This is a genomic window from Pantoea sp. SGAir0184 (assembly GCF_043544755.1).
On record NZ_CP028050.1, the window covers coordinates 2,256,615 to 2,280,496 of the forward strand.

Below are 23,882 nucleotides of genomic sequence, written 5' to 3' on the forward strand. Positions count from 1 at the left end.
AAAGTGATCCTGTCACTTTTCAGGCCGCTTTTTTACGCCCTACTCCTGCACGCCGCAGCGCGCCAGACTGCGCTGTTGCATCTGCTGATACAGCACCATCTCATCCTGCACGGCGGCACCGAGCGCGGCTTCAAAATCGGCACGACTGGCATTGCCGGCGCTGCGTGCCTGAGTCTGGTTGCCCAGATTAGACTGGAAAATCCCGGCCGCGCTCACCGGCAGAAAATCTTCGTAGACAATCGGTTCCGCCTGTAAACGTCCGGCGGCCAGCAGCTGCGCCACGGTTTCCCCGGCGCGCGGCGGCTGATGCTCGCCCTGCGGCGTCAGACGGTAGCGGAACCACGCCAGCTCCTGCTCGCGCAGCGTCTGTTCATCATCAGGAAAATCACGAAACACCGCGCTGAGGTGCTGCTGATGCTGCTGGTTATCGCTGCCGGTACCGGCCTGCGCCAGCAGCCGGTCGTACAGCGCGCGGCCTTTAGGCGTAAGCGCCGCGCCGCGCTGCTCAATTTCACCAAAGCGCGCGGTATGGGTGCCAGGCGTGCCATCATTAAAATGCACCGCCTCTTCCAGCGCTTTGAAGCTGGTCTGGCGCAGCAGAATCGGCACCGCGCGCGGCGGCGGTCCCTCAATCAGGATTTTCGGTTCGATGCCGCGCGAAGGCATCAGCGCCTGCACGCGATCGATGTCCAGCGTGCGTGGCGTCAGGTGATTGATGTGGCAGCCGCGGAAGCACACGACGTCGGCAATCAGGCGATGCTGCTGGCTCAGCGCGCGGTAGGTGGCGCTGTCCACCGTGGTGTGCGCATGCCAGCGAAAGGTTTCCAGCGCCTCCTGAACGAAGCGGGCGGCATCGGCAGCATTGAGACCGCCCTGCTGCTGATGCTGCGCGATCAGTGCCCGGCAGCCTGGCGTGAAGATGTCGCGCGCCGCCAGGATAGCCGCGGCTTTGTCGCGCAGTGCGGCATCGTCGATCAGCTCCAGCCGCAGCAGCGAGGTGAAAACGCGGAAGGGATTGCGCCGCAGCGCGCTGTCGCTGACCGGGCGAAAGGCAGTAGAGTGCACCGGCACGCCCGCCTGTGACAGATCGTAATAGCCCACCGGCTCCATCCCCATCACGGCAAACATCTGCCGCAGCGTGCTGAGCTCTGCGGCAGTGCCAACGCGAATGGCACCGTGACGCTCCACGCCGAGCCGGCTCAGCTCATCGGCGGCGGCCAGACGGTTTTTCAGCGCCGGCTGCGCTTCTAAGGTGCGTTCGTTAACGGCGGTAACCAGCTGCGTCAGGGTGCCATATTGCGGCACCTCCTGCTGGTACATGGCCGACATGGCCTGAGAAAACAGCGTGCGGATGGCATCGCGGGTGAGAAAGTTATCCATGGTCATCACCTTGGGCTAAAGGGTTGCTGCTACTGTAGATCAACCCTTTAGCGGCGGGTAACATTTTCGCGGAACTGTGATCGCCCTGTCACTCGGTGGCGCGCGGCCGGTCACCAAAGCGGCATTTCAGTACCAGCATCAGCGTGGTCAGCGCCGCCGGCAGCGCCAGCAGCAGAAAGATCTGGCTAAACGACCAGCCGAGGGACAGCAGCTCAGCGCCAACGAAGGCGCTGATGATCGCGCCGATGCGGCCGACGCCGTGCATCCAGCTGGAGCCGGTCGCGCGGGCATGGGTGGGATAGTAACTGGCCGAGAGTGCATTCATGCCGGTGTTGGCACCGTTAAAACAGAAGCCGCTGCAGAAGGCGATGGCGCTCATCAACCCGACCTGCGCCGGGGAAAACCCGAGCGCCACAATGGCGATGCCGCCGCAAAAGTAAATAATGGCCAGCGCCAGATTGGCGTTGATGCGGTCCATCAGCCAGCCGGCAAACAGTGAGCCAACGGTGCCGCCCGCCTGATACATGGCGGTGACGATAGCCGCTTCGGTGACAGACATGCCCAGCGTGTTGATCAGCGATGGCAGCCAGCTGCCAATCAGGTACACCAGAAACAGCCCCATAAAGTAGCCGCCCCACAGCATCAGACTGCCAAACAGATAGCGCGGTGAGACGACGGTGGCCACTGCACCGTGGCGCGCGGCCAGCGGTTCACTGCTTTGAAAATGGCTGTCAGGCCGGACGCTACCCGGCAGCATGCGCGCCAGAATAGCGTGAATGCGCGCAGCGGGCGCGCGCTGGCTGATGAGAAAGCGCACCGACTCCGGCAGGCCGCGCAGCAGAAACGGCAGCACCAGCAGCGGCAGCACGCCGCCCATCAGCATCACCGAATGCCAGTCATAGCGCGGCAGCAGCCACGAGGCGGCAAAACCGCCGGAGGCCGCGCCAAAGGTAAAGCCGCAGAACACCACGGTGATAATAAACGAGCGACGCCGCTCGGGCGCGTATTCGGCCACCAGCGTGCCGACGTTGGGCATCGCCGCTCCCAGCCCCAGACCGGTGAGGAAGCGGAACAGCATCATCTGTTCGATGTTTTGCGCCATGGCGGTCGCCAGCGTCCAGAGGCCAAAAAACAGCACGCTGAGCAGAATCATCACGCGGCGGCCGTAGCGATCGGCCAGCGGTCCAGCCACCATGGCACCCAGCGCCAGCCCAATCAGCGCCGCGCTGATCACCATCCCCAACTGATGATTGGTCACGCCCCAGCTGGCTTTCAGCGTCGGCGCGATAAAGCCCATCAGCGCGATATCCATGCCATCCAGCGCTACCACGACAAAGCACAGCGCAATTAAACGCTTCTGCCAGCTGCTTAACGCGCTCTGGTTGATGAGCTGGCGGACGTCAATGGCTTCAGCGCTGGTCACGGTACCACTCCTGCAGGATTATCACGAATAGGTCATCAGTTTTGGTAAAAAAAACGGCGCTTATGATAGCGCATCGTTAACAATAACGGGCAGGATTTTTAAGTGAAATTGAGAATTATTCAACATTTTACCCGCTAAGCTACTGATAACGCTGAGTACAGAAACGCGCCTGGATACCCGGTTATTTATAAAGCCAACCAATACAGCCACTTACTAAAACTTCTCACGCTGACTGTTTTTGTTAATATAATTTTGCAGGTAAGTTAACAGAATCTCGGTCAGCCACTTGCCGCTGACCACTCTGACTCATTACGCTGGCGTTTATGGACAAAAATCATCTCTTTAATCAGCGCATTCGTCTGCGCCATTTACACACCTTTGTGGCAGTCGCGCAACAGGGCACGCTGGGCCGCGCGGCGGAAACCCTCAATCTGAGTCAGCCGGCGCTGTCTAAGACGCTGAATGAGCTGGAGGAACTGGCGGGTGCACGTCTGTTTGAGCGCGGTCGCCTCGGTGCTCAGCTGACGACACTGGGAGAACAGTTCCTGACCCACGCGGTGAAAGTACTGGATGCGCTTAACCACGCCGGACAAAGTTTCAACTCGCCGGTTTCCGGACGCCCGATCGTGATCCGCCTTGGCGCCCTCACCACCGCCGCCATGGGGATGCTGCCGCAGATCCTGGATCGCTTCCATGAACAGCAGCCGAACACCACGGTACAGGTAGCCACGCTGCACAATAATGTGCTGCTGGCTGGCCTGCGCGCCGGGGAGTTTGATATTGGCATTGGCCGTATGGCGGACAGCGAAATGATGACCGGCCTGACCTACGAATTGCTGTTTCTCGAATCCCTCAAGCTGGTGGTGCGACCGGAGCACCCGCTGTTAAGTGACAACGTCACACTTTCCCGCGCTATGCAGTGGCCGGTAGTGATTTCGCCTGAAGGCACCGCGCCGCGCCGCATTGCCCAGCACATGCTGGATGAACAAGGCTGCTCGCTGCCGGGCAACTGTGTCGAAACCTCTTCCACCTCGCTGGCCCGCCAGCTGGCGCTGCGTTATGACTATGTGTGGTTTGTGCCATCCGGCGCGGTGAAGGAAGATTTAAGTCACAATGCGCTCAGCGCGCTACCCATCGCATCGCCCGGCCCCGGCGAACCGGTGGGCATTATTACCCGCAGCGGCCACTCTCTCTCGTTAAGCGCGGAAGTGCTGATGGCCACCATCCGCAAATTTCACAGTTAACGGCTGCGTTTGGCGTGGCGTTCGCGATTGTCGAGGCGCGCGCGATCGGTTTTGCGCAGCCCGACATAAACTGCGCCGCTGCCGCCGTGCTGCGGTTGCGCGCTGCAGAAGGTCTGAACGTCGTCAAATTGACGCAGCCAGCGTGCCACGTAGCTGCGGACAATATTGGCGTGTGCTTCATCATCCCGCCCTTTGCCATGAATAATCAGCAGATTGCGCAGGCCCTGTTTACGCGCTTCCAGCATAAAGCTGAACAGCGATTGCCGGCAGGTCTCCACCGGCTGGCGTAACAGATTAAGACTGGCGTCCAGCGTATATTTGCCCAGCCGCAGCTTATCGAGCACGCCCTGCTGAATGCCATCGGCTTTATATTCCAGCGGCGTGTCGCGCGGGATAATCTCAAGGAAGCCGCGCGTCAGGAAGTTTTCCGGTGCGTCGTCATGCGGCTGCTGGCGCGGCGCTTTGGTAGACGGCGCGCGCAGCCACTGGGTGTTGGCGCAATCTTTTAACGGGGTTACATCACCCATGGCATCGCGGAAAAGGTCTTCATCATCAAGGTTCATGGTGTTTTCCTCACGCCTGGTGGTGAATCGGGCGCAACATGCCACCCGAAAGCAAAATAGTAGCAAAGGTTATCGGCTATCACATCCGTCACTTTCTGCGCGGGATCAGGTTGTGTCCGGATGTAAATATGGAAAGAAAACGTTCCAGATCAAAAACCGGCTGGTAATTTGCAGACATCAAAGCCGCGAATACCCAGCATTTGTGCGGTTTTGATCATTATTACTGCTCGGATGAGTTCACATGACAGAGAAAAATGTTAAAATTGACGACAGTCAATAATCATCGAGCGTACCTATATGATCCCGGAAAAACGCAGCATTCGACGTATTCAGTCTGGCGGTTGTGCCATCCACTGTCAGGATTGCAGTATCAGCCAGTTGTGTATTCCCTTCACGCTGAACGAACATGAACTGGATCAGCTGGACAATATTATTGAACGCAAAAAGCCGATTCAGAAAGGCCAGACGCTGTTCAAAGCCGGTGATGAACTGAAATCCCTTTATGCTATACGCTCCGGCACCATTAAAAGTTACACCATTACCGAACAGGGTGATGAACAGATCACCGGTTTCCATCTGGCGGGCGATCTGGTGGGCTTTGACGCCATCGTCAGCGCGCATCATCCGAGCTTCGCTCAGGCGCTGGAAACGGCCATGGTATGTGAAATTCCGTTTGAAACCCTCGACGATCTGTCCGGTAAAATGCCGGCGCTGCGTCAGCAGATGATGCGTCTGATGAGCGGCGAGATCAAAGGCGATCAGGATATGATCCTGCTGTTATCGAAAAAGAACGCGGAAGAGCGTCTGGCGGCGTTTATCTGGAACCTGTCGCGCCGCTTCGGCCAGCGCGGTTTCTCACAGCGTGAATTCCGCCTGACCATGACGCGCGGCGACATCGGTAACTATCTGGGACTCACCGTCGAAACCATCAGCCGTCTGCTGGGACGTTTCCAGAAAAGCGGCATGCTGGCGGTGAAAGGCAAATATATCACCATCGAAAACCATGCGCTGCTGGCTGAACTGGCCGGCCAGACCGATCAGGCAGCGTAACCGCCTGCCGGGTCGATAAATGTTATTTTATTGATCCGGCAACAACTTTTCCGCTTCTGCCCTGCGCCATCTTAGGCTATCTTTAATCCAACTTCGCTTTGGTTTGAGGAGAGTGCCTTATGTCCCGGTATCAGCATATTCTGGTGGCGATTGATGCTCAGCAGGACGACCAGCCGGCGCTGCGGCGTGCGGTGTATCTCAATCAACGTATCGGCGGAAAAATCAAAGCCTTCCTGCCTATCTACGACTTCTCCTACGAAATGACCACCCTGCTGTCGCCCGACGAGCGCGTCAACATGCGCAAAGGGGTGATTAGCCAGCGCACCGAATGGATCCGCGAACAGGCGCAGGCCTATCTGGAAGCCGGCGTGGATATCGAGATCAAAGTGGTGTGGCATAACCGGCCGTACGAAGCCATCATTCAGGAAGTGCTGGCGCATCAGCATGATTTGGTCCTGAAGATGGCGCACCAGCACGATCGTCTGGAAGCGGTGATTTTTACCCCCACCGACTGGCACCTGCTGCGTAAGTGCCCGTGCCCGGTGTGGATGGTTAAAGACCAGCCATGGCCGGAAGGCGGCAAAGCGGTGGTGGCGGTAAACCTCGCGAGCGAGGAACCGCATCATGATGAGCTTAATCAAAAACTGATCCGCGAGACCACGCGGCTGGCCGAAATGGTGAATCACACCGAGGTGCATCTGGTGGGCGCCTATCCCGTCACGCCGATTAACATTGCCATCGAATTGCCGGATTTTGATCCCAGCGTCTATAACGATGCCATTCGCGGCCAGCATCTGGTGGCGATGAAAGCGCTGCGCCAGAAATTCTCCATCGGCGAGGAGTTTACCCACGTAGCGAAGGGCCTGCCGGAAGAAGTCATCCCGGATATCGCGTCGCATCTCGACGCCGGGATTGTGGTGCTGGGCACCATCGGTCGTACCGGTCTGTCAGCTGCGTTTCTCGGCAATACCGCTGAACAGGTGATCGATCACCTGCGCTGTGATTTGCTGGCGATTAAGCCGGATGATTTCAAATCGCCGATTGACCTCGACGATGAGGAAGATGAAGAGGATTAAATAACGCAGGGCGGCCATCCTGCGCCGCCCCGGTTTGTGCCTGTCAGGGCGGTGACATCACCGCCCTTTTCGTTTCCTACAGCGCGCGCAGAATGCCTTCGACGCTGGCTTTGGCATCGCCAAACAGCATCTGAGTGTTCTCTTTAAAGAACAGCGGATTCTGCACCCCGGCATAGCCGGTGTTCATCGAGCGTTTGAACACGATGACGTTTTGCGCTTTCCACACTTCCAGCACCGGCATACCGGCAATCGGGCTGCGCGGATCGTCCTGGGCCGCCGGGTTGACGGTGTCGTTGGCACCGATAACCAGCACGGTGTCGGTATCGCTGAAATCATCGTTGATCTCATCCATCTCCAGCACCACATCGTACGGCACTTTGGCTTCCGCCAGCAGCACGTTCATGTGCCCCGGCAAACGACCGGCTACCGGGTGAATACCGAAACGCACCTTAATACCGCGTGCGCGCAGCTTCTCGGTGATCTCTGCCACCGGATACTGCGCCTGGGCGACCGCCATACCGTAGCCCGGCGTGATGATCACCGAGGTCGAGTTTTTCAGCAGTTCTGCCGTCTCTTCCGCGCTGATTTCACGGTGTTCACCCGCCTCTTCGCCCGCGTCGGCACCGCTCACGTCAGTGCCGAACCCGCCGGCAATCACGCTGATAAAGGAACGGTTCATCGCTTTACACATAATGTACGACAGGATGGCACCGGAGGAGCCCACCAGCGCACCGGTGACGATCAGCAGGTCGTTGCTCAACATAAAGCCCGCCGCCGCCGCCGCCCAGCCCGAATAGGAGTTGAGCATCGAGACCACCACCGGCATATCCGCACCGCCAATCGACGCCACCAGATGCCAGCCGAACACCAGCGCAATCACCGTCATAAGGAGCAGCGCAACGACCTGTGCAGCGGTGCTGTCGGTACGCACAAACCACAGCATCAGCAGGAATGAGACCACCAGCGCCGCCAGATTCATTTTATGGCGATGCGGCAGCATCAGCGCTTTTGAGGAGATCTTGCCGCGCAGTTTGCCAAACGCCACCACCGAACCGGTGAAGGTCACCGCGCCGATAAAGATGCCGAGGAACACTTCGGTCAGATGGATATTTTCCATCACCGCTGACAGTCCTGGCGCGTGGTCAAGGTAGCTGTTGAACCCGACCAGCACCGCCGCCAGACCGACAAAGCTGTGCAAAATCGCCACCAGCTCCGGCATTTCGGTCATTTCGACTTTCTTCGCCAGACGCACGCCAATCGCACCGCCGATCACCATCGCCAGCAGAATCCACGCCACGTTGCTGCTGTGCGGACCAAAAATGGTGGCGAGCAGCGCCAGCGCCATGCCGCTGATACCAAAGATATTGCCCTGCTTTGAGGTCTCATGCTTCGAGAGCCCGGCCAGGCTGAAAATAAACAGAATTGCGGCAACAATGTATGCTGCAGTCACTAATCCGCCAGACATGTTGTTACCCCTTAATTCTTACGAAACATTTTCAGCATGCGCTGGGTGACGGTGAAACCACCGAAGATATTGATGCTGGCAATCAGGACGGCGATAAACGCCAGGAAGGTGACCCAACCGCCATGGCCCATCTGCAGCACCGCGCCCACCACAATAATGCCGGAGATGGCGTTGGTGACGGACATTAACGGCGTATGCAGCGCGTGACTGACGTTCCACACCACGTAATACCCGACGACGCAGGCAAGCGCGAACACGGTAAAGTGCGACAGGAATTCCGCTGGCGCGACGTTGGCCAGGCAGCCGAACAGCACTACCGCCAGCGCCAGCAGCAGATATTTGCGCCACGGCGCAGCGGACTTCTCTGCCGCTTTCACCTGCGGCTGTGCGGCAGGTTTTGCGGCCTGTGGCGCAGCAGAGACCTGAATCGGTGGCGCAGGCCAGGTCACTTCTCCGTCACGAATTACCGTGACGCCGCGCACCACGACATCGTCAAAATCAACTACGATCTCGCCGTTTTTCTCTTTACACAGCAGCTTCAGCAGGTTCACCAGGTTGGTGCCGTACAGCTGCGAGGACTGCGTTGGCAGCCGGCTCGGCAGATCGGTGTAGCCGATGATTTTGACGCCGTTGTCGCTCAGCGTGACGCGGTCGGCGACGGTCAGATCGCAGTTGCCGCCGGTGGCTGCCGCCAGATCCACGATCACGCTGCCCGGCTTCATGCTGGCCACCATCTCTGCGGTGATCAGCTTCGGTGCCGGCTTGCCCGGAATTAACGCGGTGGTGACGATAATGTCCACTTCCTGCGCCTGCGCCGCGAACAGCGCCATTTCCGCCTTGATAAAGGCCTCGGACATCACTTTGGCGTAACCGTCGCCGCTGCCCGCTTCCTCTTGAAAGTCGAGTTCAAGGAACTCGGCACCCATACTCTGCACCTGCTCCTTCACTTCCGGACGGGTGTCGAAGGCGCGCACGATGGCACCGAGGCTGCCCGCCGCGCCAATCGCCGCCAGACCTGCCACGCCAGCCCCGATGACCATCACTTTGGCCGGTGGCACTTTACCGGCGGCGGTGATTTGCCCGGTGAAGAAGCGGCCAAACTCATGGGCTGCTTCGACAATGGCACGGTAACCGGCGATGTTCGCCATCGAGCTGAGCGCATCCAGCGACTGCGCGCGTGAAATACGCGGTACGGAATCCATCGCCATTACGGTGATGTTGCGTGCGGCTAATTTCTCCAGCAGCGCCGGGTTCTGTGCTGGCCAGATAAAGCTCACCAGCGTACTGCCCGCGCGCATCAGGGCGATCTCGCTGTCGTCTGGCGCGTTCACCTTCAGTACAATGTCGGTCTGCCAGACATCCTGCGGATTACTGATGCTGGCACCGGCGGCGATAAAACTGTCATCATCAAAGCTGGCGCGCAACCCGGCGCCCTGCTCAACGGTGACGCTGAATCCCAGCTTAATGAGCTGCTCAACGGTCTTTGGCGTCGCTGCGACGCGGGACTCATTGGCTAACCGCTCTTTGGGTATCCCAATTAACATACTGTTTCCTTTCCATGATTAAAGGATGAGGTTCTGTAAGGGGCACATGCTTAAAAGCCGAAACGCTGTTTCAGCTTTTTATGAGCGAAATGCACTATGTAACAAAGTCTTTATAACCTACTGAAAATGCCCAGGACGATCTAGCGCCATAACGCACACTTATGACATTCACACAGATATTCAGATGCCAGAGATGAATACCGCGGGATGCGACCAGGTTTGCGGCATTATGGAAAATAATCTGCTGTGCCTAATCGTGTCATGACGAATTAACTGTTTTTAAAAACCTATATTTAACAATGCGTTAACTATTATGGTACTAAGCGATACCGGTTAAAGCGGTAAGCTGACCAAAAAAAAGCCATAACAGCGAAAGATGACAGGCCGATGAATAAAATGCTGGGATTGTCAATGTTATGCGCATAAATTGGCTGAGACAGGCCGATTATTACATGCAATAATCAGCGGCTAATCTGTTATACATCAAGAGTCCAGCACGTTTTCGTACTCAATTTGCGTAAGGCGAAGGATCATTTTTATGAAGCTGAAGAACACCATTCTGGCGTCGACCCTGTTATCACTGCTGGCAGCCAATGCGTTTGCTGCCAAAGAGTTAACGCCAGAACAAGCGGCCGCGTTAAAACCATTCGAACGTATCAATATTAGCGGCCGTTTTAATGCAATTGGCGATGCAACAGACGCCGTGTCTAAAGCCGCCGACGCCAAAGGCGCGGACTCTTTCTACGTGCAGGGCATCAACGACAGCAACGGTAACGGTGGCAACTGGCGCGTTACCGCCGATCTGTACAAAGCCAATGCAGCGAAAGTGGAACAAAGCACGCAATACCGGATGTTCAACGGCGTGAAAGAGCTGCCGAAGGCGGAAGCATATCGCCTTGAGCCGTTTGACACCGTCTCCGTCAGCGGCTTCTTCTCCAGCCAGCCGGACGTGAACGAAGCCATCGCTAAAGCGGCGAAAAACAAAGGCGCGGCCTCCTTCTTTATTGTGCGTCAGGTGGATGCTAACAACGGTGGCAACCAGTACGTGACCGCCTACGTGTATAAAGCCGATGCCAAAGCGCGCGTGGTGCAGGATACATCTGACTCCATTCCGGCTGATTCAGAAGCCGGTAAAGCAGCCCTGGCTGCGGGCGGCGCAGCAGCCAAGAAAGTGGCAATCCCTGGCGTTGCTTCCTCAGATACGCCAAGCACCAGCGTGGGTCGTTTCTTTGAAACCCAAAGCTCTACCGGTCAGCGTTATACGGTGACGCAGCCGGATGGCCGCAGCGTGCAGGAAGTCAATGCGATCACGGCCGCACAGATGCAACCGTTTGACACCATCACCTTCTCCGATCACTTCGGCACGCCAACCGAGATCTCAGAAGCCGTGGGCAAACGCGCCATCGCCAAAGGCGCGAAGTATTATCACATTACGCGCCAGTGGCAGAACCAGAGCGGCGGCAACCTGACCGTCACCGCTGACCTGTTTAAATAATCCCCGCGCAGGGCGGCGCCCGTCGCCCTGCCGTTTGCATAATCCGTGTGCAAATCTGCATAGTCTTGCATTGCCTTCACCGTTCGCTCTCCGTAAAATCTGCCGCCTGTTTTCAGGGTATTCCGTTTTAAACGGGACTGATTGCCACGTTACACTCTGGCTGAACAACTACTACCCAGCACACTCTGCTGCTCAGGAATGGCGTTTTGGATAAAAAATTAGGTCTTAGCGCGCTCACTGCGCTGGTGCTCAGCTCGATGCTCGGCGCGGGCGTCTTTAGCCTGCCACAAAATATGGCGGCGGTTGCCGGTCCGGCCGCGCTGCTGATCGGCTGGCTGATCACCGGTGTCGGTATCCTCTTTCTGTCGCTGGCGATGTTGCTGCTGACGCGTCTGCGCCCGGAACTGGATGGCGGCATCTTCACCTACGCGCGCGCCGGCTTCGGCGAGCTGACCGGCTTCTGCTCGGCATGGGGGTACTGGCTGTGTGCGGTGATTGCCAACGTCTCGTATCTGGTGATTGTGTTTTCAGCGCTGAGCTTCTTTACCGATACGCCGGATCGCATCGTGTTTGGCGATGGCAACACCTGGCAGGCGATGCTTGGCGCTTCCGTGCTGCTGTGGCTGGTGCACTGGCTGGTGCTGCGCGGCGTACAGACAGCGGCCAGCATCAACCTGCTGGCGACGCTGGGCAAACTGGTGCCGCTGTTGCTGTTCGTGGTACTGGCGCTGCTGGCGTTTAATTACGATCGCTTCCGTTTTGATTTTGACGGTATCGCGCTCGGCCAGCCGCTGTGGCAGCAGGTTAAACAGACCATGCTGATCACACTGTGGGTGTTTATTGGTGTGGAAGGCGCGGTGGTGGTCTCCGCCCGCGCGCGGCACAAAAAAGATGTCGGGCGCGCCACGCTGCTGGCGGTGCTGGCCGCGCTGCTGGTCTATCTGCTGGTGACGCTGCTGTCGCTTGGCGTGGTGCCGCGTGCGGAACTGGCGCAGATGCGCAATCCATCAATGGCTGGCCTGATGGAGCGACTGATGGGCCATTGGGGCGATGCGGTGATTGCGGTCGGCCTGATTATCTCGGTATGCGGTGCCTACCTCAGCTGGACCATCATGGCGGCGGAAGTCCCGTTCCTTGCCGCGCAGCAGGGCGCGTTTCCGCGCAGCATTGCCCGGCAGAACCGCCATAACGCGCCGGCGGCGTCGCTGTGGCTGACTAACGGCAGCGTGCAGGTGTGCCTGATTCTGATTGCGGTTACCGGCGCGGATTACAACACGCTGCTGACTATCGCCTCAGAAATGATCCTCGTGCCCTATCTGCTGGTCGGTCTGTATCTGGTCAAAGTGGTACGCGGTCAGCACAAACCGCTGGCCCTGTTGACCGGTCTCGGTGCCAGCGCCTATGGACTCTGGCTGCTCTACGCCTCGGGGCCGCTGCATCTGCTGTTGTCAGTGGTGCTTTACGCGCCGGGTCTGCTGCTGTTCCTGTATGCACGACGCGGCGGCCGCGGCGATCAACCGCTGTTTGCGCTGGAGCGCATCGCCATCGTGCTATTAATTGCCGCCTCACTGCCCGCGCTGTGGCAGCTGACGCGCTAATCAGTGTGGTTGTAAAGGAATGGAAACGCACAGCAGATCGTTCTGCTGTGTCAGATTGAGCGGCTTGCGGTATTCCAGATGGATGGCGTCAAGCTGCTCAGCGGACAGCGGATAAGGCAGCTGGATATCGAAGCGGCTGATGTGCTGCTGTTCGGCCAGAGTGATCAGTCGGGCGATGTTAATTTCGTCGCTGACCTGGGTTGAAATGATTTGTAATGCTAATTCTTTCAGATGGTCGTCGCTGGCCTGTAAACTGTGCCCGGACTTGCGCGTCACCATGCCAAAAATTGGCATCACGCCGTAAATGGCATCGACAAAGCTCCAGCGTTTTTTGCAGGAAGCGGAAAGGAAGTCACTGTAGTTGAAGCAGATGCGGTCACTGTATCCGGCTGAAGCCAGCTCTTTATCAGACACCCTCGCACTCCTCCTGTTTTCAGTACGATTCCGAACCTTGCGCCAGAACGCGCCGGTAATAATGGCACATTTCACGGTGTACATACCAGTAAGACAAGGATAATTCGTGCGGTAGCGTAGAGCTCAGGACCAGGAAAAGCTATGCTGCTGACATTCTCAGCCATGACAGAGCATTATGAACAAAATTGTCTATGTGGAAGATGAGCCGGAAGTCGGCGAACTGATTGCGGCTTATCTTGGCCGCCACGATATTGAGGTACTGGTTGAGACGCGCGGCGATCGCGCGGAAGCAACCATTCTCGCCGCCGATCCGGATCTGGTATTACTGGATATCATGCTGCCAGGCAAAGATGGCATGACGCTGTGCCGCGATTTGCGTGCGCACTGGCAGGGCCCGATTGTGCTGCTGACCTCGCTCGACAGCGACATGAACCACATTCTGGCGCTGGAGATGGGCGCCAATGACTATATTCTGAAAACCACGCCGCCGGCGGTGTTGCTGGCGCGTCTGCGGCTGCATCTGCGCCAGGCGCACGTGGCCAAACCGGAAGCCGCACCTGCCGTGCAGAGCTCGCAAAAGGTGCTGCGGTTCGGTTCGCTCACCATTGATGCGCTCAACCGCCAGGTGATTCTGTTCGACGAACCCATCACCCTTTCGACCGCCGATTTTGACCTGCTGTGGGAGCTGGCGAGCCACGCCGGAGAAATTCTCGACCGTGACGCGCTGCTGAAAACCCTGCGCGGCGTGAGCTATGACGGCATGGATCGCAGCATCGACGTCGCCATTTCACGCCTGCGCAAGAAACTGTACGACAGCGCCACCGAGCCGTTCCGCATCAAAACCATCCGTAACAAAGGCTATCTGTTCGCGCCGCAGGCCTGGGATACCCGCTCCTGATGAGAAAGCTCTTCATTCAGTTCTATCTGCTGCTGTTCGTCTGCTTCCTGGTGATGACGCTGCTGGTGGGTCTGGTGTACAAATTCACCGCCGAGCGCGCCGGACGCCAGTCGATGAACGACCTGATGGCCAGCTCGCTGTTTCTGATGCGCAGCGAACTGCGTGAGATCCCGCCGCGCGACTGGAATAAAACCATCCGCAACCTCGATCTCGATTTATCCTTTGAGCTGCACATCGAACCGATGAGCAAATATCAGCTGGACGAAGCCGACATGAAGCGGCTGCGCGCAGGTGAGATCGTCGCCCTCGACGATCAGTACACCTTCCTGCAGCACATCCCGCGCAGCCACTATGTGCTGTCGGTCGGACCGATTCCTTACCTGTTTTATCTGCACCAGATGCGCATCCTTGATATCGCCCTGCTGGCGTTTATTGGCATGTCGCTGGCGCTGCCGGTGTTTATCTGGCTGCGGCCGCACTGGCAGGAGATGCAGCGGCTGGAGAAAGCGGCTCAGCGCTTTGGTCGCGGCGAGCTTGACGTGCGCACCCATTTTGAAAACACCTCCAGCCTGCACAGCCTTGGCGTGGCGTTCAACCAGATGGCGGACAACATCAATACGCTGGTGGCGAGTAAAAAACAGCTGATTGACGGTATCGCGCACGAGCTGCGCACGCCGCTGGTCCGGCTGCGTTACCGGCTGGAGATGAGTGAAAACCTCAGCGCGGCAGAATCCGCGGCGCTGAACCGTGACGTCGGCCAGCTGGAGAGCCTGATTGAGGAGCTGCTGACCTATGCGCGCCTCGACCGGCCGCGCGTTGACCTCAATCTGCAATCTTTCGATCTGGCCCAGTGGCTGCGCGTGCACATCGCTGACGTGCAGACCATGAATCCGCAAACGCACATTACGCTGGATATTCCGCAGCTGGAAAACATTGGCGCGGCAGATACGCGCCTGATGGAGCGGGTGCTGGATAACCTCGTGAATAACGCCCTGCGCTATGCGCAGCAGCGGCTGCGTGTCAGCCTGTGGTTTGACGGCGCCATCGGCAATCTGCAGGTTGAGGATGATGGTCCGGGCATTCCGCCGGATGAACGCCAGCGGGTATTCGAGCCTTTTGTACGGCTCGATCCCAGCCGCGATCGCGCCACCGGTGGCTGCGGCCTCGGTCTGGCGATTGTGCACTCTATTGCGCAGGCGCTGCAGGGCCAGGTCTCGATTGAGAGCAGTCCGCTGGGCGGCGCCTGCGTGCGCTTCTGCTGGCCAGTTGATCTCCCCTTGCGCGACGTGACGCCGCGCTTACCTTCATAAGGAGCTTGTTACATGACCGCAGCTTATCAGGAACTTAGCCGCACCTTTCAGCGCCTGGCGCGTTTTGGCCATCTGGGCGCGATTGCCGGCGTGGATATGCAAACCACCATGCCGCCGGGCGGCAGCCAGGCGCGTGGAGAAGCGATGGCGGAGCTGAGCGTATTTATGCACGAGCTGCTGACCGACAAGCGCCTCGGCGGGCTGTTTGACGCCGCCGGACAGGAGTCGCTGAACGATGTGGAGCAGGCCAATCTGGGCGAAATGCAGCGCGCGTGGCGCCAGGCAACGCTGCTGCCGGCCTCGCTGGTGGAAGCCAAATCGCTGGCCGGCTCGCGCTGTGAACACGCGTGGCGCAGTCAGCGTCCGGCCAATGACTGGCAGGGCTTCAGCGCTAACCTGAAAGAAGTGGTGAAGCTGAGCCGCGAAGAGGCTCAGCTGCGCGCCGATGCGCTCGGCGTATCACGCTACGATGCGCTGCTGGATGTGTTTGAGCCAGGCATGACCAGCGCGCAGCTCGACAGTACTTTTGGCGATCTGAAAAGCTGGCTGCCGGATCTGCTGCAAAAAGCGGTAGCCCGCCAGCAGGCAAAGCCGATTGCCCAGCCGGTCGGCCCCTTCGCCATCGAATCACAAAAGCAGCTCGGCCTGAGCGTGATGGCGACATTAGGGTTTGATTTTAATCACGGCCGGCTGGACGTGAGCGCGCACCCGTTCTGCGGCGGCGTACCGGAAGATGTGCGTATCACCACACGCTACAACGAAAACGATTTTCTCAGCGCGCTGATGGGCGTGATCCACGAAACCGGCCATGCGCGCTATGAGCAGAATCTGCCACAGCAGTGGCGCGGACAGCCGGTGGCGCTGGCGCGCTCGACCGCGATGCATGAATCGCAGAGCCTGTTTATGGAGATGCAGCTGGGGCGCAGTCACGCCTTCCTGCAGCATATTCATCCCCAGGTGGTGGCGCTGATGGGCGACCAGCCGGCACTGGAGCGCAACAACTTTATTCGGCTGACCCAGCGCGTGAAGCCGGGCTTTATTCGCGTCGATGCCGATGAGCTGAGCTATCCGGCCCATGTGATTTTACGTTACGAAATCGAGCGGGCGCTGATTGAAGGCGAGATTGAAGTCGAGGATATTCCGGCGCTGTGGGATGAAAAAATGCAGCAGTCGCTGGGGATCGATACGCGCGGCAACTACCGCGACGGCTGTATGCAGGATATTCACTGGACCGACGGCGCCTTCGGCTACTTCCCGACCTACACGCTGGGCGCGATGTACGCTGCTCAGCTGTTCCAGGCGGTAAAACGCGCCATTCCGCAGGTGGACGAATTGATTCAGCAGGGCGAACTGCAACCGGTGTTTGACTGGCTGCAGCAGAACATCTGGCAGCACGGCAGCCGCTTCCCGACGCAGCAGCTGCTGATCAATGCCACTGGCGAAGCGCTCAATCCACACTATTTCCGTCAGCATCTGGAACAGCGTTATCTCTCTGCCTGATCCGTGCGGCGGCCTGCCCGGCCGCCGTTTTTTGCGCGGAGAGTGGTCCGCAACCATCCCCGCCCTGACCGGTTTTCCTGCTTTGTACAATCCGTTACACGCCGATACCATTCCCTCACTGAAGGCGAGAATTGTTTTACATATAGTGCATTCACCGGCCCCGCAGTGGGCTACACATGAAAAAATAGTTCGAGGGTTTTGCAATGAAAAAATTATTTGCGCTGGTGATCGCCGCTGCTATGGGTCTGTCTTCTGTAGCCTTTGCTGCTGAGACAACAACTGCTGCTCCTGCTGCTGCAACTACCGCTGCACCGGCTAAGCACAAAGCTGTTCACCACAAAAAAGCCGCTGCTCAGAAAGCGCAGGCTGCCAAAAAGCACAAGAAAGTAGAGAAGAAAGCACCAGCGGCTCAGAAAGCGCAGGCGGCTAAAAAGCACCACAAGAAAGCCACCAAACCAGCGGCTCAGAAAGCCCAGGCCGCTAAAAAGCACCACAAGAAAGCCACCAAGCCAGCTGCTCAGAAAGCCCAGGCTGCTAAAAAACACCACAAAGCCACCAAGCCAGCTGCACAGAAAGCTCAGGCGGCTAAAAAGCACCACAAAAAAGTAACCAAACCTGCTGCTCAGAAAGCTCAGGCTGCTAAAAAGCACCACAAAGTGAAAAAAGCTGCTAAATAAGGTTGCCTTGCGCGCCAACACCGCATTAATGATTGAAAACACCCGGTTCTGCCGGGTGTTTATTTACTGGAGTAGCGAAAAATGGTGCGTCGCTATCGCTTCGAAATTATCCTGATTGTCATGATTCTGTGCGGCATTATTGCGGCCAGCTTTTTTATCTAGTCGTTGTAGCGTGCTGATTACTCCAATATTTCTCCCTTTTTTACCGCTCACCGACTATAGTTATCGCTCAAGCGTGATGACCATAACCTCTATTTATTCTCGCCATTGAGAGAACTATGCGCCTGGCTATCCTGTTATTTGTAGGTCTTTTTAGCTTTAACCTCACAGCCCATGCCGATGATGAAGACGGCCCCAGCCCGGAAGAGATTAAGACCCTGTTCTTCGGCAAAGATCATCGTAAAGCCATTACCGACGTCAGTGCGGCGCCGTGGGATGCCATTGGTCAGTTAGAGACGGAAAGCGGCAATCTGTGCAGTGCCACGTTGATTTCGGCCCATCTGGCGCTGACGGCCGGACACTGCTTACTGACGCCACCGGGCAAATTTGACAAGCCGGTTGCGCTGCGCTTTATGGCGGGCCCCAAAGGCTGGCGCTACGAGATTCATGATATCGACGCGCGCGTAGAGCCTTCGCTGGCGCGGCGCCTGCAGGCAGATGGTGAGGGCTGGATCGTACCGCCAGACGCTGCACCTTACGATTATGGCCTGGTGATTCTGCACAATCCGCCGTCCGGCATCGTGCCGATTCCGCTGTTTGACGGTTCGCGCAGCGATTTAACCGCCGCGCTGAAAACCACCGACCGTAAAGTGACGCAGGCCGGTTATCCCGCTGATCATCTGGATACGCTTTACTCGCACAGTGATTGCCAGATCACCGGCTGGGCGCAGCGTGCCGTGCTGTCGCACCAGTGCGACACCCTGCCGGGCGACAGCGGTTCACCGCTGCTGCTGAAGCGTGACGGCGAGTGGCAGCTGATTGCGGTACAGAGCTCGGCGCCGGCCCCGGCCGATCGCTATCGCGCCGATAACCGCGCCATTGCCGTCACATCCTTTAAAGACAAGCTGGAAGCGCTGGCGCAATAAGTCAGCCCAGCTGCTCCATCGCCTGCAGGATACGTTTGTCGGAGATGGGATACGGCGTGCCCAGCTGCTGCGCAAAATAACTGATGCGCAGCTCTTCCAGCATCCAGCGAATCGCCTGAACCTCTTCATCGTCCTGACGCTGCGGCGGCAGCTTGTTGCGCCAGCTTTGCCACGCCTGCTCTACCGCCTGCACTTTCAGCATCCGCGCCCGATCGCTGTGCGGATCGACCGGCAGCTTCTCCAGCCGGCGCTCAATACCGTGCAGATAGCGCAGTGTGTCGCCCAGCCGCTGATAGCCGTTGCCGGTGACAAAACCGCGATACACCAGGCCGCTCAGCTGCGTTTTGATATCCGCCAGCGCCAGTGCCAGCGTCATGTCCACCCGTCCCTTAAGGAACTTGTTGATGTTGAACACGCTGGTGAGAATCTGCTCGACCTGGCTGGCGATGGTCACCACCGTGTCGTTGAGTTCGGCGCGAACTTTATCGCGCAGCTGCTCGAAGTTTTTCTGCTGCCACGCCGGCCCACCAGCGTCCGCCATCAGCTTATCCACGCCGCAGGCGATACAGTCATCAATCAGCTCCAGCACTTTGCCGTACGGATTGAAATAGAGTCCGAGCTTGGCTTTGTTTGGCAGCTTCTCGTGCAGATACTTGATCGGCGAAGGAATGTTCAGCAGCAATAACCGCCGCTGGCCGCGCCACATCATCTTCTGCTGCTCGCGTTCACTGTCAAACAGGCGAATCGCGACGCTGTCTTTTTCATCCACCAGCGCCGGCCAGGCTTTGACCTGATAGTTGCCGCGCTTCTGCTCGTAGCTTTGCGGCAGATCGCCGAAGCTCCACAAATGCAGCCCGCGCTGTTCCAGCCCGTCATCCGCCACGTTGGACAGCGTCTCCTGCACCTTGCCTTTCAGCACCTGCTTCAGCTGATGCAGGTCTTTGCCTTCCTGCAGCTTCCGGTTGTGCTCATCCACCACGCGGAAGGTCATTTTCAGGTGATCGGGCACCTGATCCCACTGCCAGGCGTCGCGCTCAATGGTGACGCCAGACATGCGGCGGAATTCACGCTCCAGCGCATCCAGCAGCGGCTGCTCCAGCGCCGTCACGCGGCCAAGAAAGGCTTCGGCGTAGTTGGGTGCCGGCACAAAGTTGCGTCGCACCGGCTTGGGCAGCGACTTAATTAGTGCGATGATCAGCTCGCGGCGCACGCCGGGGATCTGCCACTCGAAGCCGGCTTCGTCGACCTGGTTGAGCAGCGGCAGCGGGATGTGCACCGTCACGCCATCTGCACCGGCCCCCGGTTCGAACTGGTAGCTCAGCTTCAGTTTCAGGTTGCCCTGGTGCCAGAAGTTCGGGTAATCCAGCTGGCTGACCTTCTCCGCCCCGTCTTTGATCAGCATCTGCTTATCAAAGCTCAGCAGGTCCGGATTGTCCTTACTCGCCTGCTTCCACCAGCTGTCAAAGTGCCGCGCTGAGACCACCTCGCTGCCAATGCGGCGATCGTAAAACGCAAACAGCGTCTCGTCATCGACTAAAATGTCGCGCCGCCGCGATTTGTGCTCCAGATCCTCGATTTCACTGCGCAGTTTCAGGTTGTTGCGGAAGAAGGCGTGACGCGTCTGCCAGTCGCCCTCCACCAGCGCATGACGAATAAACAGCTCCCGGCTGAGCTGCGGATCGATGCGGCTGTAATTGACCTTACGCGCCTGCACAATCGGCAACCCGTACAGCGTGACCTTCTCGGTGGCCATGACTGCGCCCTGCGCTTTCTCCCAGTGCGGTTCGCTGTAGCTGCGCTTCAGCAGATGCTGGGCCAGCGGTTCGATCCACTCCGGATCGATGCGCGCCGCAACGCGGCCCCACAGACGGCTGGTCTCCACCAGTTCCGCCACCACGGTCCATTTTGGCGGCTTCTTAAACAGCCCGGAACCGGGGAAAATAGCGAAACGCGCGTTGCGTGCGCCGGTAAACTCCTGCTTTTCCGCATCTTTCTGACCGATGTGTGACAGCAAACCGGTGAGCAGCGCGCAGTGCACTTCGCGGTACGGTGCCGGCTCGCTGTTGAGCGGCATGCCCAGTTCCCGCACCACCTGACGCAGCTGGGTGTAGATGTCCTGCCATTCGCGCACACGCAGGTAATTGAGATAATCGCTTTTACACTGGCGGCGGAACTGGTTGCCGGACAGTGCTTTCTGCTGTTCCTGCAGGTAGTTCCACAGATTAACAAAGGCGAGAAAGTCCGACTCTTTGTCGGCAAAACGCCGGTGTTTCTCGTCAGATGCCTGCTGTTTCTCCACCGGACGCTCGCGCGGATCCTGAATCGACAGCGCAGCGGCAATAATCATCACTTCGCGCACGCAGCCAAATTTCTGCGCTTCCAGCACCATGCGCGCCAGGCGCGGATCGACCGGCAGCTGCGCCAGACTGCGCCCGGACGGCGTCAGTTTGTACGCACCTTCCTCGCTCAGGGTAATCGCGCCGAGCTCCTCCAGCAGGCGCACGCCATCCTGAATGTTGCGCTTATCCGGCGCTTCAACGAACGGGAATGCGGCGATGTCGCCCAGTCCAAGCGCCGTCATCTGCAAAATCACCGACGCCAGGTTGGTACGCAGAATTTCCGGGTCAGTAAACGCCGGGCGGCTGAGGAAATCATCCTCCGAATAGAGGCGGATACAGATCCCTTCCGACACGCGGCCGCAGCGCCCTTTGCGCTGGTTAGCCGACGCCTGCGAGATCGGCTCGATCGGCAGACGCTGCACTTTGGTGCGGTAGCTGTAACGGCTGATGCGCGCGGTGCCCGGATCGATGACATATTTAATGCCCGGCACGGTGAGCGAGGTCTCGGCGACGTTGGTCGCCAGCACAATGCGGCGGCCGCTGTGCGCCTGGAACACCCGGTTCTGTTCGGCGTTGGACAGGCGCGCATAGAGCGGCAGAATCTCGGTGTGCGGTAAATCGCGCTTCATCAGCGCATCGGCGGTATCGCGAATTTCGCGCTCACCGCTTATGAAGATCAGGATATCGCCGCGCCCTTCGCTGCTCAGTTCGTCAACCGCATCGAAAATTGCCTGCAGCTGATCGCGTTCGGTGTCTTCGGCATCTTCTACCACCGGACGATAGCGTACATCGACCGGATATGTGCGGCCCGAAACCTCGATTACCGGGGCATTATTGAAGTGGCGCGAGAAGCGCTGCGGATCGATGGTCGCGGAGGTGATGATCACTTTCAGATCGGGACGACGCGGCAGCAGTTCGCGCAGGTAACCCAGCAGGAAATCGATGTTCAGACTGCGTTCGTGCGCTTCATCGATGATGATGGTGTCATACTGCAGCAGCAGACGATCCTGCTGAATTTCCGCCAGCAGAATACCGTCGGTCATCAGTTTGACCTGGGTGGTTTCGCTGACCTGATCGTTAAACCGCACCTTGTAACCGACGGTGCCGCCGGGCGTGGTTTCCAGCTCTTCGGCAATGCGGTTCGCCACGGTGCGTGCCGCCAGACGACGCGGCTGCGTATGCCCAATCAGCCCTTTCACGCCGCGCCCGAGCGCCAGACAGATCTTTGGCAACTGGGTGGTTTTACCTGAGCCGGTCTCACCGGCGACAATCACTACCTGATGATCGCGAATCGCGTCGGCGATGTCCTGCTGCTTCTGGCTGACCGGCAGATTGTCCGGAAACGTAATGCGCGGCGTCGCGGCGGCGCGCTGCGCCACGCGCTGTTCTGCCGCGGCAAACACCGGCTCCAGCTCAGCCATAATTTCCTGCTGCGCAGCGGGATTTTTCACCTTTGCCGCACCGTGCAGACGACGCTGCAGCGCTTTGCGGTCGCGCAGCATCAGGTTATCGAGCCGCGACCAGAGTGGGGCCAGAGGTGACGTAACGGATGATGACATAGTGATGAATTACCTGTTGTTGCAGTGAGCCGGCATTCGCGGCTCGGCGCCGGGCAGAATTTTCCGGCGGATTCAATCGATTAATGCCCGCCATCTTAGCACAGATTGGAACATCTCACCTGACCGGACGTGCCACCTTATTCAATAATTTCGAACATAGGCCTCGAAATATTGCGCTTTTACCTGCCGGACGAACTCCGTAGAGTGTAACGCATTGAGCGGTAAGCCAACCGCGTAACGTACAGGAAAATACCATGAGCAAAGTTTTAGTTCTGAAATCAAGCATTCTTGCCGGTTACTCACAGTCTAACCAGCTGGCAGACTTCTACGCTGATGAAGCCCGCGCCAAAGGCGACGAAGTCACGGTACGCGATCTGGCTGCCCAGCCGATTCCGGTACTGGACGGTGAACTGGTTGGCGCCCTGCGTCCTTCAGACGCGCCGCTGTCGCCACGTCAGCAGGACGCGCTGGCCCTGTCCGATGAACTGATTGCTGAACTGCAGGCGCACGATACCGTGGTTATCGCTGCACCGATGTACAACTTCAACATTCCTACTCAGCTGAAAAACTACTTTGACCTGATTGCCCGTGCCGGCGTCACCTTCCGCTACACCGAAGCAGGCCCGGAAGGTCTGGTGAAAGGCAAGCGTGCGGTGATCCTTTCAAGCCGTGGCGGCATTCACAAAGACACCCCGACTGATCTGCTGACCCCGTACGTGAAACTGTTCCTCGGCTTCATCGGCATCACCGACGTTGACTTCGTGTTCGCCGAAGGCATTGCTTACGGTCCGGAAGTGGCAACCAAAGCCGCCAGCGATGCCAAAGACGCCATCAAACAGATTGTTGCTGCGTAATCATCATTAAAACAATGCTATCTGTCTTGCCGGGCCTGAGTGCCCGGCTTTTTTATGCCTGCGCTATCGTGGAAGCAGTTATTTCTGCACCCACTGACCATTTATCCCGCGCACATATTCGCCGCTGCCGGCACGGTTAACCAGCTTCTCGCCGGCGATGCGCGCCACCTCGGCGGTGGTGAGATTGTTCTGCTGCGCCACGCGCTGATACTGCTGGCTGCGGCCGTCATTGATGCGCTTAACCAGCGCCAGCGTCTCGTCATCCTGCTGACGAGCGGCGATGTAACCGCTTAGCGTTTCGCCCACGCGCCCCTGCTGGCGCGCCTGATCCAGCGTCAGCGCCCAGGCCGACGGCACCAGCAAAAACGCCAGCAACAGCGCTATCCCCTTGCGTTTCATCGGGCCTCT

At 58.3% G+C, this 23,882-nt stretch carries 19 protein-coding genes; 11 read left to right on the forward strand and 8 right to left on the reverse strand.

Annotated features, from left to right (window positions below; all coding sequences use genetic code 11):
- Positions 1-39: 39 nt before the first annotated feature.
- Positions 40-1,380 (reverse strand): 2-oxoadipate dioxygenase/decarboxylase HglS, encoded by a 1,341-nt coding sequence (locus tag C1N60_RS10590; RefSeq protein WP_394520817.1) that lies wholly within the window; start codon positions 1,378-1,380, stop codon positions 40-42.
- Positions 1,381-1,468: 88 nt separating this feature from the next.
- Positions 1,469-2,803, reverse strand: coding sequence for an MFS transporter (locus tag C1N60_RS10595; RefSeq protein WP_104092913.1), 1,335 nt, complete (start codon positions 2,801-2,803; stop codon positions 1,469-1,471).
- Positions 2,804-3,126: 323 nt separating this feature from the next.
- Here C1N60_RS10595 and C1N60_RS10600 point away from each other — a divergent pair, with 323 nt between their 5' ends.
- Complete coding sequence (locus tag C1N60_RS10600; RefSeq protein ID WP_021506104.1) at positions 3,127-4,047, forward strand: LysR substrate-binding domain-containing protein; 921 nt, start codon at positions 3,127-3,129, stop codon at positions 4,045-4,047.
- On the opposite strand, the gene smrA is transcribed toward C1N60_RS10600, so the two are convergent.
- Positions 4,044-4,610, reverse strand: a complete 567-nt coding sequence (gene smrA, locus C1N60_RS10605; protein WP_021506105.1) for a DNA endonuclease SmrA — start codon at positions 4,608-4,610, stop codon at positions 4,044-4,046. The genes C1N60_RS10600 and smrA overlap by 4 nt on opposite strands.
- Positions 4,611-4,907: 297 nt before the next feature.
- On the opposite strand from smrA, the gene C1N60_RS10610 reads away from it, so the two are divergent.
- Positions 4,908-5,660, forward strand: a complete 753-nt coding sequence (locus tag C1N60_RS10610) for an FNR family transcription factor (protein WP_031279133.1) — start codon at positions 4,908-4,910, stop codon at positions 5,658-5,660.
- A 119-nt stretch (positions 5,661-5,779) separates the two neighbouring features.
- Positions 5,780-6,736, forward strand: a complete 957-nt coding sequence (gene uspE, locus C1N60_RS10615) for a universal stress protein UspE (RefSeq protein WP_058758505.1) — start codon at positions 5,780-5,782, stop codon at positions 6,734-6,736.
- A 76-nt stretch (positions 6,737-6,812) separates the two neighbouring features.
- On the opposite strand, the gene pntB is transcribed toward uspE, so the two are convergent.
- Positions 6,813-8,201, reverse strand: coding sequence for a Re/Si-specific NAD(P)(+) transhydrogenase subunit beta (gene pntB / locus C1N60_RS10620; protein WP_150058133.1), 1,389 nt, complete (start codon positions 8,199-8,201; stop codon positions 6,813-6,815).
- Between the two features lie 11 nt (positions 8,202-8,212).
- On the reverse strand, positions 8,213-9,745 hold the full coding sequence (gene pntA, locus C1N60_RS10625; RefSeq protein ID WP_394520818.1) for a Re/Si-specific NAD(P)(+) transhydrogenase subunit alpha: 1,533 nt from the start codon (positions 9,743-9,745) through the stop codon (positions 8,213-8,215).
- 538 nt (positions 9,746-10,283) lie between these two features.
- Between pntA and ydgH the strand changes: the two genes are divergently transcribed.
- Complete coding sequence (gene ydgH, locus C1N60_RS10630; RefSeq protein ID WP_241797890.1) at positions 10,284-11,240, forward strand: DUF1471 family protein YdgH; 957 nt, start codon at positions 10,284-10,286, stop codon at positions 11,238-11,240.
- Between the two features lie 206 nt (positions 11,241-11,446).
- Positions 11,447-12,838, forward strand: coding sequence for a basic amino acid/polyamine antiporter (locus C1N60_RS10635; protein ID WP_241797889.1), 1,392 nt, complete (start codon positions 11,447-11,449; stop codon positions 12,836-12,838).
- On the opposite strand, the gene C1N60_RS10640 is transcribed toward C1N60_RS10635, so the two are convergent.
- Positions 12,839-13,252, reverse strand: coding sequence for a hypothetical protein (locus C1N60_RS10640; protein WP_021506112.1), 414 nt, complete (start codon positions 13,250-13,252; stop codon positions 12,839-12,841).
- A 175-nt stretch (positions 13,253-13,427) separates the two neighbouring features.
- Between C1N60_RS10640 and rstA the strand changes: the two genes are divergently transcribed.
- The 5 genes from rstA (at position 13,428) to C1N60_RS10665 (ending at position 18,722) form a co-directional block, all read left to right on the forward strand.
- A complete protein-coding gene (gene rstA, locus C1N60_RS10645; RefSeq protein ID WP_021506113.1) occupies positions 13,428-14,150 on the forward strand; it encodes a two-component system response regulator RstA in 723 nt (240 codons plus the stop codon).
- Positions 14,150-15,460, forward strand: coding sequence for a two-component system sensor histidine kinase RstB (gene rstB / locus C1N60_RS10650; RefSeq protein WP_021506114.1), 1,311 nt, complete (start codon positions 14,150-14,152; stop codon positions 15,458-15,460). Before rstA ends, rstB begins: the two co-directional genes overlap by 1 nt.
- Positions 15,461-15,472: 12 nt before the next feature.
- A complete protein-coding gene (locus C1N60_RS10655; RefSeq protein WP_394520819.1) occupies positions 15,473-16,960 on the forward strand; it encodes a carboxypeptidase M32 in 1,488 nt (495 codons plus the stop codon).
- Between the two features lie 203 nt (positions 16,961-17,163).
- Positions 17,164-17,637: an acid resistance repetitive basic protein Asr gene (gene asr / locus C1N60_RS10660; protein WP_394520820.1), complete on the forward strand. Its 474-nt coding sequence runs from the start codon at positions 17,164-17,166 to the stop codon at positions 17,635-17,637.
- A gap of 278 nt (positions 17,638-17,915) precedes the next feature.
- A complete protein-coding gene (locus C1N60_RS10665; RefSeq protein WP_394520821.1) occupies positions 17,916-18,722 on the forward strand; it encodes a trypsin-like serine peptidase in 807 nt (268 codons plus the stop codon).
- A gap of 1 nt (position 18,723) precedes the next feature.
- Here C1N60_RS10665 and hrpA read toward each other — a convergent pair whose 3' ends face one another.
- Positions 18,724-22,620, reverse strand: coding sequence for an ATP-dependent RNA helicase HrpA (hrpA, locus tag C1N60_RS10670; RefSeq protein WP_394520822.1), 3,897 nt, complete (start codon positions 22,618-22,620; stop codon positions 18,724-18,726).
- A 254-nt stretch (positions 22,621-22,874) separates the two neighbouring features.
- Between hrpA and azoR the strand changes: the two genes are divergently transcribed.
- Positions 22,875-23,474 (forward strand): FMN-dependent NADH-azoreductase, encoded by a 600-nt coding sequence (gene azoR / locus C1N60_RS10675; RefSeq protein ID WP_021506120.1) that lies wholly within the window; start codon positions 22,875-22,877, stop codon positions 23,472-23,474.
- Positions 23,475-23,552: 78 nt separating this feature from the next.
- Here the strand turns inward: azoR and C1N60_RS10680 are convergent, their stop codons facing one another.
- Positions 23,553-23,873 (reverse strand): YdbL family protein, encoded by a 321-nt coding sequence (locus C1N60_RS10680; protein ID WP_021506121.1) that lies wholly within the window; start codon positions 23,871-23,873, stop codon positions 23,553-23,555.
- Positions 23,874-23,882: the final 9 nt, after the last annotated feature.